Origin of the sequence: Pseudomonas sp. P108 (genome assembly GCF_032613195.1) — a bacterium.
GTDB lineage: Bacteria > Pseudomonadota > Gammaproteobacteria > Pseudomonadales > Pseudomonadaceae > Aquipseudomonas.
The window spans coordinates 2,863,731-2,876,273 of the sequence record NZ_CP126691.1 but is presented as its reverse complement, the minus strand read 5'-3'; the positions used below and the strand labels follow the sequence as shown (position 1 = coordinate 2,876,273).

The 12,543-nt window shown below is 63.7% G+C and carries 1 protein-coding gene; it reads right to left on the bottom strand.

The window, feature by feature from the left end:
- Positions 1–30: 30 nt before the first annotated feature.
- Positions 31–12,525: a filamentous haemagglutinin family protein gene (locus QOM10_RS12615; RefSeq protein ID WP_316918186.1), complete on the bottom strand. Its 12,495-nt coding sequence runs from the start codon at positions 12,523–12,525 to the stop codon at positions 31–33.
- Positions 12,526–12,543: the final 18 nt, after the last annotated feature.

Sequence of the window (12,543 nt, the reverse complement as noted above, 5' to 3'; positions counted from 1 at the left end):
GGCCGCCCAAACGTACTACACGAGAGTCTTTTACAACGTCAGTTGCCCACGTTCTTCCTCGGTCAACTGCTGCTTCGCCTGTTCATCCAGCGCCCCGGCGCCCAGCACCTGCACCGGGCTGTTCGGGTTGTAACCCGGGGCCGGTGCACGGCTGGCGCCATCGCGGGACGGCGCAAGTTGTTCATTGCCGAAGCTCAACACCTGCACGGTGAACACCGAAGCCTGATTCTGCCGCGAAGCCGCCTGCTGCTGACGCGCGACATCTTCCGCCGCTTGGGTGGCCGACGATGCCGCCGAACTGGCCGAGGTGATCGCCCCGGTATTCACCGCCGACACCACCGGCACACCCGTCGCCTTGCCCTGCACCGAGATGTTGGCGGCGTTGACCACCGTCAGCGCGGCGATGTTGACGTTGCCCGACACGCGAATCCCCGCCTCGCCCGCATCGATGGTGCCCAGCGGCGCGATCAGGTCGATGTCGCCCGGCGCCACTTCGGCGATCGGGTTGAGCGTGGCGATACCGGCGCCGGTGCTTGGCACCGACGGCGACAGCGTGACGTTGCCCCAGGTGTCGTAGACGCGTTTCGGCGGGGTGTAGACCACGGTGGTTTTCGAGCCACGACCGGCGTTGATATCGCCCTCGGCCGACCAGCCGAGAATCGAACCGCCGAACGTGGTCATGATCCGGCTCTGCCCCAGCAAAATGCTGCCCTGCGAATAGAGCTGAATATTGCCCGAACCCTGGGTGATGATCCCCGCCGTGGAGGGCGGCGCCGCGCCTTCGATGCCGAACACCTGACCGCCACCCGGGGTGAGCATCTGGATGTCGCCGCCAAACAGCGTCTTGACCCCGGCACCGCCGTACATCGTGATGTCGCCGTCGTAACGGATCGAATTACCCGCCACATCGCTGGTCGGGAACAGCGCCGCAATCGCGTTGCGACCGCGTAGATAACTGCCAGTGCGCGGGCCATCGACGTCGTTGTATTCGAGGCCGCCGGCACGCAGTTCGGCGAAGTACACCTGGCGGGCGAAGATCGCCTGTTCGGTACTCGGCAGTGCGGCGAAGAGGGCTTGCGCCTGTTCTTCGCTGCCGCTGAAGCCGTAGCCGAGGGTCAGCCAGCTCTGCAACTCGTCCAGGTAGGTCTTGACCACTTTGCCCGGTTGCCCGTTGAGGGAAGCGTTCGGATCGGCCAGGTTCTGCGCGTTAAGGTAACGCGCAATGAATCGCGTGTAGTCCGGCCCCTGCACTCCTGCGCCGGCCTGCAACACGATGCTTGCCCCCGATCGGCTGTCTCCCGCCGTGATCGGTCCGAGGCTGGTAATAGCGGCCTGATTCTCCATCAGGATGTTGCGCCCGGCATTGACATCCAAAAGGCCCGGGCCGGCGATATCGAAGCTGCTGTAGAGAATGTCGCGCCCGGCAGATACGCGCGAGACATCCCGCGGGTCGTTGTGAATGAACAGGTTGCCGGTCGAACTGACGTTTTGTCGGGTTCCGCCCAATTCCTCATTCGGCGCGATTGTCGGCTGCCCCAGGAAAGTACCGGACGCGACGATATCGCGACCGGCCATCATCCACACCGGCCCCGCCGCTTCATACCAGGTACGAGCGGACGGGGAAAAACTCAGCGTTTCGCCGCTGCGTAAACCGACCAGATCACCAGTCAAGGCATAGAAACGCGCCGGGCCCTGTACATCGCTTAACCCCGAGAAGGTGTCGGCGCCAAAGGCAAACAGCGGATAACGCAGGTTTCCCTTCGGGATCACACCATCGGGGCTGTAGTTGCTGACCAACGGCACGTTCGCGCTGGCTCCGTATCCCGAGAAGGCAGGCGCAAAGGGGGTCGCAATGGCTGCCGGGCTCGCGCCGGACTGATTGATCGCATAACCGCCGGCGTAGATGGAGTCACCGGCCAGCAACGACAGTTGCCCGTTTGTCGAAGGCGCCAGCAATAACGAGTACCCCACCGCCGGAAACAGATTGCTTGATGCACCGAAAGCGGCCGACGGTCCCGCATAGATGGAACCCTGGCCTGCAACGGCCCGAAGAATCGAGGGGTATACAAAGCGACCATCAGTCGGCGAGCTGTTCATTCCACTTACGGTTTGAGACGACGTCGTGATGACTTCAGCCATCTGTGTGCTCGGTGTGAGATTGCCTCCGGCGGAAAACAGATCGATGGCCGTGTGCCCGGTCCACAACGAGAAGCCGCTCAGTCCACCACCCGCATGGACCTCGCCATTGTCAGTGGTGAACGGCGTGGAGTTCTGCAGCCTGACCCGACCCGGATCCGCCGCGCCCCCTATCACCAGGTCGCCGCGTGTGCTGATGCGCATCCCCGAATCACCCGGTATCAAGACCACGCCACCGCCGGCCGCTCCGGTGCTGGCACTGAACAAATCGTAGGCTCTGGTTTCCCGGGCGTCCTGCTGGAATTGCTCGACGCCATATTGCAGGTTGATCGCACCCGCAGCAGCGCCGGTCAGCTGTGCCGCACCCCGTAGATTGATCAGGGCGCCTTGAAGGTCGTGTCGCGGCGGTGTCGTGCCGTTCTGCCCCGACCTCGCCTGCAATGACGGATTGAGCATGCCGCCAAGACGAATGTCCATGTCGCCACCGCCGGTCAACTGCAGGCTACCGTCAGCGCCAACGCGGCCGGTGCTGCCCACTGCCACGATCAGTCCCTGACTGCGGGGGTTAAGCAACTGATCGCCTATGGCCCTGAGCATGCCTGCATCCGCGCCAGCGCGCAGGCTGATATTGCCGCCGCCCAACGTGCCGAAGCCGGTGAACCCGACCAGGTACGACCCGGTGTCGGTGCTCTGGTCCGGCAAGGGCTGCGTGGCGTAGCTGCCGAAGTTGATCCACCAGGCCGTAGGAAGATCCGCCTTTGCGTCGCCCTGACGCCAGAGCCAGTTGCCCACAGCAACGCTGGGGACCTGTTCACGCAGTGGCGCGTTCATTGCGTAGCTGCGCCGCCCGAGCGTGTCCCCCGACACCGAACCACCGGCACCGATCGTCAGGTTGCCGCCCATCTGCGGATACCACGCCTGATACAGGCTTTCTGAACCGCCATTGACCCATTTTTCGTAAGCGCTGCCGGCGCTGCCCAGTACCGATCCATCGTCAGACAGGCGGCCGCGGGCCTGGTTGAAACGTGAATCGACATCGCTGGACTGAGTGCCCGCCGTATAAACGCCGAACGGTGAGTCCATGCGCAGATTGCCCGCAGCCATCAAATCCAGATCGCCAGTACCGGTGCGCAGCACGCTGAACATCTGCGAGTGGGGATTGGCGGTTATCCCGCCCTTGTTGGCCAGGCAGTTCCCCGGATCGATGTCGCACCAGAACAGATCGTCGTCACTGACCGGGGTTCCGGCGGGTATGCCCATCATGTTGCCATCCGCCCACAGGAACTTGGCCGGTGGGAGACAGACCCCGGGAATCAGATCGCACCAGAAACTGTCCTCATCGCTGACGACGCTGCCCGCCGGATACCCCAACGGGTTATCCGCCGACCAGGTGCTGTCGAGCTTTTTCTCGGTGACGATAATCCCGAGGTGAGTGTCTGCCAGCCGTAAGTCACCGCCACTGGTGACGGGTTTCACCACACGACTGTCAGCGGCTTCCAGGTCGGCACCTGCAACTATCCGCATCGACCACGATGCGCTGCCCGACGGCAACATGCTCGCGATCGCCCAGTTCGCGCCCTGGCGTGTACCGTTCAATGAACGAAGTTCGATAAAGGGTGTGTCGGCAGCCAGCACCACATCGGTCATGGACGGAATCAGGGAGCCGCGCAGCAGCGCCAGCGACCCACTCAACTTCGCCCCCACCGCACGCTGTTGGTCATCCAGAACACTGGGCAGCGGCACGCCTTTTGGCCAGAGCATGGCCTGCATCCCGGTAGCCTGAGCGAGTCGGGTCCCGGCGCCCAGGCGGCTGCCGGCCGGCAATATCACACTGTCATTGAGCAGCGTTCCGGCGCCATACAGCAGGTTACCGGAGGCATCGTGTACGGCTGCGCTCAACACGGTGCCGGCCGGCAACGTGTAGGGGCCGGCGAGCACGCCCTCGGTGGGCAACAGCGTACCGCTGGCGAGGACGGCGGCCTGGATCGGCAAGTCATAGTTCAGCTTGACGCCCGCTGGGAACAACGTGCCCTCGGCCAGCGTCACGCCCGCCCCCGGCACAATCAGATCGCCGCCAAACGGCTGGACGCCCGGCAGCAGTTTCCATCCCGCATCGTCCACGGTTTCCGGCGGCGGCGCGAAGCCATCGTTGATGCTGCCGTAGATGTCCAGGTCACCCCCGGCTCGAATCACCAGGCTCCCCGCCTCGCCAGAACCGTAGAGCGAAGTTTTGCCGGTGTTCGGGTTGAGACTGGCGTAGCGATAGCCGGACAAGTCCAGATCGCCCTGCACCACCATATCGCCGTCGGCGGTTTTACTCGCAATCTCTACACCTGGTCGCAAATGGAAGGCATCGGCATACCCCGCATTGTTCAACCCTGCCAGTTTGCGCTGCAACAGATCAGCGTTGCCCAAGGCTGCGTTGATGAACAGGTCGTTGTCACCGTGGATGCGGTTCAGGTAAGCCTGGTCGATGATTTGATAAGGCCGACCGCTGGCCGCCGGATCTACCCCGTCGGCGGCATCGGTATAGCGGCGCACGGCATTGAGCCCGATGGACCGCGCACCCTGGATGATCAACGCGCCACGGGCATCGATGGCGATGTCATCGGCGCCCAGTCGCGGTGCGTTCAGTTCCAGTGTGCCGCGCAGGCGACCGTCATTCTGACCCGCCAGGGTGCCGACTGCCGCGTCCGTGCCATGGCGCAGGTCTATCCGTGCACCGGGAGCGAGGGTCAGCAGGCCGTCGCCGGAGCTGAGCTCGACCATGGCCCGGTTGGGCGCGTCGATAATCTTGCCGTAACTGTCGACCCGCAGTACCCGACCGTGAGCATCCAGTACCGCGCCGCCCGCCACATTCAGGCCATGGGCGGCCGACAGGCGAATATTGCCGACACGTTCGCCGCTGGCATCGACCAGGCCGTTCACCGTCAGGCTGCCGTTGTCCACCGATACCGAGACCTCGCCCGCCTTGAGGCCATCGCCGATCACCAGGTCGCCCTGTTTGAACTGGAAGCTGCGACTGCCGAAGACTTGCCCGGCGTTCAAGCGTTGGTTGAGCGCAGCAAACTGTTCATTCAGCGCTCCACCCAGGTGTTGCGCGCGTATGTCCACGCCAGCGGATTTGTAGGGTACCCACGTGCCGCCGGCATCGTAATGCCCTGTACTGCTGCCACGGATTTCGCCTTGCAGATCGACCTCGCCCGCGGTGTCTGACAGTGCCACGACACTCAGATTGCCGGCCTGATTGTTCTGCGCTGACAGATCGATGCGCGAGCCGGCCGCCTGACGAATATTGCCGTCGCGGCTGTACAACGCCACGTCGCCGCCCCAGCTGTACTGATTGATATCGTTGAATGGCAGGGTGCGGCCTGCCAAGTCTAGGGTAGCCCCGCTCGTCAGGGTCAGATCGCCCTCGGCCTTGACCTGCAATTTGCCGCTGGCCAGCGCAATCCGGCCGTCGAGCACCACATTACGCCCCTCCAGCGTCAGTTCGGCACCCAGTGCATCGGCGGGCGCCACCCCGGTCGGCCCGCTCAATACCAGACTGCCGCCGGCCTTGAGCGCATTCACCGAGCCGCCCTCCCCGGTCAGCAGAGGTGTGCGCAGGTTCAGGTTGCCGCCGCTGTAGAGATAACCCTTGATCGGGTCGTAAGCCCCCTGCGTTTCATAAACCGCGAGGCTGCCCTTGTGGTTGGCGGTAATGCGGTCACTGGCGTTGAGGTTGACGTTGGCAAAGCCCAGCGCAAGACGAGCGTTCTGATCCAGGCCGTTGGGTTGGGAATAAGGGCCGTAGCCAAAATCGATGCGCTGAGCCTCGATGTTCAGCGTGCCGTGCCCGGTGCCCGCACCGCCGCTGGCCACGGCCCCGGGCGCCTGAGTGGTGCCGTTCCAGATCAGGTTGGCCGTGCGGATGGTCGCCACGTCGCTCGTATCCCCCAGGCCGTAGATGGCCGGGGTCGTGATCATCAGATTCTGCAACCTGCTGCGCCCGGTCTGAGGATCCAGAGTGTCCAGCGCGACGCTGCCGTAGAAGTTGAACGCGTCGCGAGTGGTCAGGCTGAGCGTTTCCAGGGCTGGCGCAGCAAACTGGGTATCGCCGCGCAGCAACCGGTCCAGCACGCCCTGATTCAACGTCAGGCCGGCAGGCAGGCGACCGACCGCCGCCAGTGTTTCAGTGGTACCGATGTTGACCGCACCCACAGCCAATGCCAGGTGACGGGTGCCGAAACGCACCGCTTCGGCCAGTTCGAACTGATTGTTGGTGGCCGCCGTAATGCTGCCATTCGAATAAAGCATCGCCGGATTGGCGCATGCCTGGCGATCGCAGGTACCGATGCGGATGCTGCCAGACGCAGTGCTGACGTTGACCTCTGGCGCCAGCACATTCGTCCAGCCGTTGGACACCACCAGCAGACTCGCGGCGCCGGGCTGATAGACGAAACCGCTCGAGGAGTCGTACGGCACCTCGCCGCGTCCCAGAGAGTTGACGCCGGCACCGGCCTCGACCGTGATGGCACCGTCCCCACTGTTGGTCCAGAGCAGCACTTCGGGTGCTGAAAGCAGCGCACCTTCACGCAAGGTGATGTTGTAGGTACTGCCCGTGAAACTGACGATGTTACCGGCCGTGCCGTAATTCACCGTCGGGGTCGCACCGATCGCCAGACGAGAAGCGCCCAGCCGGTTGAGCGTATCGGCATTCAGCGAAACGCCGGCAAAGCCTTTCGTGGCTGACTGCCCGGTGGCGAGAATCTCAAAGCTGTCGCCACTGCCGCCACGAATCACCGCCGTCCCGGCCACGCCTCCCTTGGCGGCTGCGAAGGCGATCCGGCCGTTGAAGTCCAGCGCGGTATCCTGCTTGCCCCCAGCAATGACGAACAGGTTGAGCGCTTTGGCGTCCATGGGCGCCAAAGCACGCGGAACACCCCGGCGCGCCGCATCGCTGACGATGAACTGCTCCAGTGTGGTTTCGTTGTATTGCGAGTAACGCCGCAACACATCCGCCGATGTCACGATGACCTGGCTGGCGAGGTTGTCCCGCACACCGGTATTGGCAATCGACATCCGCGCACTGCTTGTCCACGAGCCGTTGCGCATTGCAATCGCGCCGTTGGTGGCGCCCGGGGCGGCCTGGCCGTTCACTTCCACCCGGAACGCGCCCGGCAGCAACGTGAAGGTGGAAGGCAACAATGTATAAGTGCCTGCCGCCAACCCTGGCACGCCGCTGCCCAGGGTGATCTGCTGACCGATGCGCGGATCGACCGCTCCCGCTTCCCCCAGTATCGGTGCGTAGGCACTCTGATCGCCCGGGACAATGGCGTACACCGGGTTGCTGGCCAGCCCCGGCAGACTGAACGTTCCATCGCTGGCATTACGCACCAGTGGACTGAACCGCGCATCGGTGGAGCCACCGCGACCGGAGACAAACCCGGCACCGCGCAAATCTCCGCCGCCCGACAGGTCGATCAACGCGCCGGACTGCACATCCACGTACTGCGAGCGCAGGCTCACCCCGGCGCTGTCGCCACTGATGCCTTTCAATATGATCGGCGCGCCGTTGTAAAGGTATTCGATACCGTCGGTGGTGCCGCCATAAGGCATCACCAGACCGGCCGCACTGACCGACGTCGTACTCCCGGGCAGCAGGCGCAGTTCCTGGGTTTTGGTCAGCAGATCACCCAGACTGATGACGCCCAGAGGCGCACGCAGAACACCGCCCTGATCGATCCGGCTGGCGCTCATCGCCAGCGTGCCAAACACCGAGTACGGCAGCGCTGTCGGCGCCGGCCCCTGGCCAGTGATGCGCAATGTCCGATGGGTATCGGCGAGAGAACTCTGACTCTGATAGCCGACCCGGACTTCGGCCGAGACCCCGCTCGCAGGGTAGATCTGCGCGGCGCGCAGATTCAGGTCCCCCGGTGTCCACAACTCTGACTTCACCTGGCCACTGGTGGGCGCAAGAAACCGCACGTCCCCGGTGCTGGTCAGCGATACCTGGTCAAAGCCGCGACGGCTGACTTCAACCGGGGCGTCGTTGTTCTGCAAGATCGACCCTTGCGCGCCGAACGACAGGCTGTTGGCAATATCCAGTACGTTGGCATTGACGTTGAACTGCGCCGGCGAAACTTGCGCAGTCGGACTGTTCAGGACCCGGGGACGAATGGTGCCCACCACACCGTAATAAGTCCCCACACCGGACAGCCGCACCGAAGGCGCTGATAGATTGACCCGCGTCGAGTCGCTGGAAGTCTGCGCCAGGGACAAGGCCCCAGCATAGAGATTCAGACTCTGATTCATGTGCAGGTCGACGTCGCCGTCAAATGACAAGAGGCCGTTGCTGAACACGCTCAGATTGTCGAATCCGCCCGACATCAACGTATCGGTGCTCAGGCGGGCATGCCCGTAACGAAGAGTGTTCGCGGCGTCACCGGGCTTGAGGTCCACGGGCAACACTGCATCGCCCGGTCCGTGACCAATGACGATTTCCCGAGCTCGCAGAACCTCGGCACCCGCCTTCTGCGTAGCGTACAGCGGGGTCTCCAGAGCTACCTCCAGCCGTCCGCCGGCAGCACCGCTGCCACCTGAAGCGGCGCGCAATTGACCATTGATCCACAGGCCGTTATACGAACTCAGGCTGATACGTCCGCCATCCGAGGCAACGCGGGTCGGACCCTGCCCGGAGATGTCCAGCACGGCCTGCGTCCCGGAGGCATCCAGACGTGCGCCTTCGCGCACAATCAGAAATGCATCGGCCGCCGTCGCCGTCGCACGCTTGGGATCGATTTCGCCGCCGATGATAATGCTGCCGCCCTTGTCGACCTGACCGTAGACCCGACCCGACGCATCGACCGCCGTGTGGGCACGCCCCGCGACGTCCAGCAGCGCCTGCTCACCGATCCAGATCGAGCGGTTGTGCGCCTTGCTGTCGGCTTGTTGCTGTGAAGTGGCAACGTCGATCGAGCCGAACTGTTGCTGACGTATATCCAGGGTTCCGCCCCAGGCCTGCAGTTCGCCTTCCAGGGTGATCTGCCCGGTCCCGCGCAGATTGATCCGTTGTCCGGGATCGACCGTGATGCGCGATCCGCGTCCCAGCGTCAGGGTGCTGGCGGTGTCGAACCGGTCGAGTTCACTCGAGCCGGCTTGCAGCGCCAGACTCGCACCGGCGCGCTGACTGAGTACGCCCTTGAGCGGGTCTTCCTGATACAGCGTGGGTGTCCACCGCTCCATCGCCTGGCTCGGGTCGACCCCGCTGACCGGATTCAGCGTTGTGTCGGCAAAACGGTAGACCGGCATCGTCACATCGATTTGTGTGCCCGCCGTCACCTCCAGACCGTTCAGACCGGTAACCCGGTAGGCAGAGAAACCGTTGTCGAACAACTCGGGCGTCAGCTGCAAGGCATGTTCGGGCAGCGTGTCTGCGGACGCACCGATCCGCACCCGATTGGCCTGAATAGCGAGCGTACCGCCGCCCGTCACGCCATGACCGAGAATGTCGCCGGCCATCGTCAGATGCGAATCGCCCAGCGCAGAAATCGCGCTGGACTCAAGACTCACGTCGCCACCCTTGCCGCCCCGGGTCTTGCCATTGGCCAGAATCGCACCACCGGACGACACATCGATCAAGCTGCCCGTCGCCACATCGATATCGCCACTGCTGCGGATCGAGACCCGGCCTCCGTTCAGGTATCCGAGACTTGCCACATCGTCCGGATCGGTACGCAGATTGCTCCAGAGACCACGGGTGTCGAGGCGTACATCCCTGGCGATTGTCACCTGCACCGGTTCACCCGCCGGTGCAGCAATCAGCATGTCGTCAAGGGTGCTGCTGCGCAGCTGGTTCAGCACGTTGCCCAGATTCAGACTGCCGCCGCGCGCCGTCAGATCGGCCGCAACACGGACATCCGGTGCGTACAGCGTGATGTCACCCCCGGTGTCTACCTTGAGCGCGTCGTTGACTTCAATCCGCTCAAGCGCCGAAATCTTCAGTGCGCCGAGATCAAAGCCATTGAGCTGGCCGGCGTCGAGAAACAACTTGCCCTGACGGTCTTGCGCGACGGCGCCGTTCAGATCCCCGGTGAATTCCTCGTCCCGCCGTTCGCCGCCGATCAGAACCTGATCCAGCAGCGGATTGAGGGTGTAGCGCAATCCGCCGGACGCCGCCTGATAGCTCGGCAGATAACTGCCGACAATCAACTGCGCGCGCCGTGCCAGCGCAGTCTGGCTCTGCTCATAACCGTCGATGACCGCACGCGGCGTCTGAGTCTGTCGTTCACCCTGGAAAACCTCACCCAGCAGTTGCCCGTCCAGCACCGCGTTTCCAGTGCTGACCACCAGTTGCCCGGCATCGCGACCCACGGTGTAACCCGACTCTGTACGACTGGACGGTGAAATCAGCGGGTTGTAGAACGTGCGGGTCTGGCCCCACCGCTCACTGTGATCCTCGTAGCCCTTGTACAAACCGTTGTAGAGCTGATCCCCCGGCGCACGCGAGACTTCATAAAGACGACCGTCTGCACCGCGCAGCCAGCTCTGTCGAATCTCGCCGCTTTGCACATCGAGGGTGCCGCCGGACAGGTTGATCAGTGATCCTTTACGCGTGACCACGTCGTTGCCGGCAAAACTCACTGTGCCGCCCTGCGCCATCCACTCGCCGATGCCATGCCCCTGGGTGCCCAGATAACCGCCGACTTCCAGCAGGCCACCCGCGGTGTACCAACGGTCCGTCGCATAGCCATTGGTGCCGGCCGGCACGTAGACCAGTTCACGCACATCGACCCAGACATCGTTACTATTGAGCGCGCCGTTCTCGCGATTGACCGACGCATCGCGCTGCTCGTTGCCCTGCACGTTGATCTTGATGTTGTTCGATTCCATCGCCACCTTGACGCCGACAGCGCCGGCAACGTCGATCACCGCGCCTTCGCCAACCAGGCTGCGACGCTGCGCGGTGACAGCGACCTGCCCCCCGGTGGCCAGGGTGATCGAACCGTTCTGGAATTCGACACTGCCGCCGCTCTGGAGATCGATACGCGACTGATCGCCGCGAATCCTGTTATTGAGGTTGACCCCGCTCAGGGCCGCCTGATGCTGACTGTCCAGCGCCGTCAGGTCGCTACTGTCGAGCATGACCGCCGTGACACTGCCGGGCGCCAGGGTCACGCTGCCGCTCGTGTCACTCGCCGGATTGAGCAGGTGAATGGTCCCGCGAGTGGCGACCGAGGTGCTGCTCAGTAACACGCCGCCCTGCTCCACTTCATGCCCGGTCAGGGTGATGTCACCCGTGGCAGCCTGAATCAACCCGCTGTTGCTGACCCGGCCGCCACTCTCGCCAGCCTTGAAGCCGGGCGTGACTTCGTTGCCAAAGGTTGTCGAAAACGTGTTGCCTTCTGTGCCTGAGCCTTTGCGGATGTAAAAACGATCACCGGCACCCAGCACGGTCTGGCCTTTGGCGGTGTTGAGGGTGCCGTCATTGACAACGTCTTTGCCGAGCAACAGCGTATAGCCACCGGCGTCGGTCGAGACGACGGGCTTGTGGGTTTCAATCAGCGCACCGCGCTCCACCAGCACCTTGCCGGCGGCATCGCTGAACGTCGGCTGGCTGCCGTTGCTGTCGAAATACAGACCACGATCCCGGAACTGGATGTCGGTGATATTGGCGGCGGCGGCCACCAGGTTGCGCACATTGACCTGGCTGCTGCCGCTGAACACGATGCCGTTGCGGTTGATCAGCATCACCGTGCCGTCGCCCTTGATCTGGCCCTGGATCTGACTGGCGCGTGCGTTCGGATCGTTGACACGGTTGAGCACGGCCCAATTCGACTGCTGAGCAAATTCGACTGTGGTATTTCGCCCGACGTTGAAGGTCTCCCAGTTGAGAATGGCCTTGTCGGCCGTCTGCTCGATCTTCACGTTGGTCTTGCCATCGGCTTGCGTCTGCTGCGGGCCTTTGGCGTTCAGCCAACCCTGAGTCAGGCTGTTGTCGACCTTGAGGCCGCCCTCGCCCAGCCCGTCCGGAACGGTCTGCAGACTGCCCAGGGCCACCGCGCGCCCGGCAGCCTGAGCCGCCTGCTGTGCGGCAATGGCCGCCACGGTGTTGTTGAGGGTCTGCAACGAGCGTTGCAGTTGCTGGTTGGCTTTTTGCTGCTGCGCCAAGGGTGGCGTCATCCCCGGCAAACCAGCCGCACCGGGCCGGGCGGCCGCGGCTTGTTGCGCAGCGCCCTTGGCCGCGAACCAGCCAGAGCTGAACGCGGTCGCCGCCTCGGCACTGCCGGCTACCAGACACAATGCCACCGCGTGCGCCAGGGGCTTGAGCAACCACAGCGCCGGATCGGCAACGTCACGCCTGAAAGTCTGGCCGGGGATATTGCGACGGGATGGGCGAGCGAGCATCACTACGAGATCCTTTTT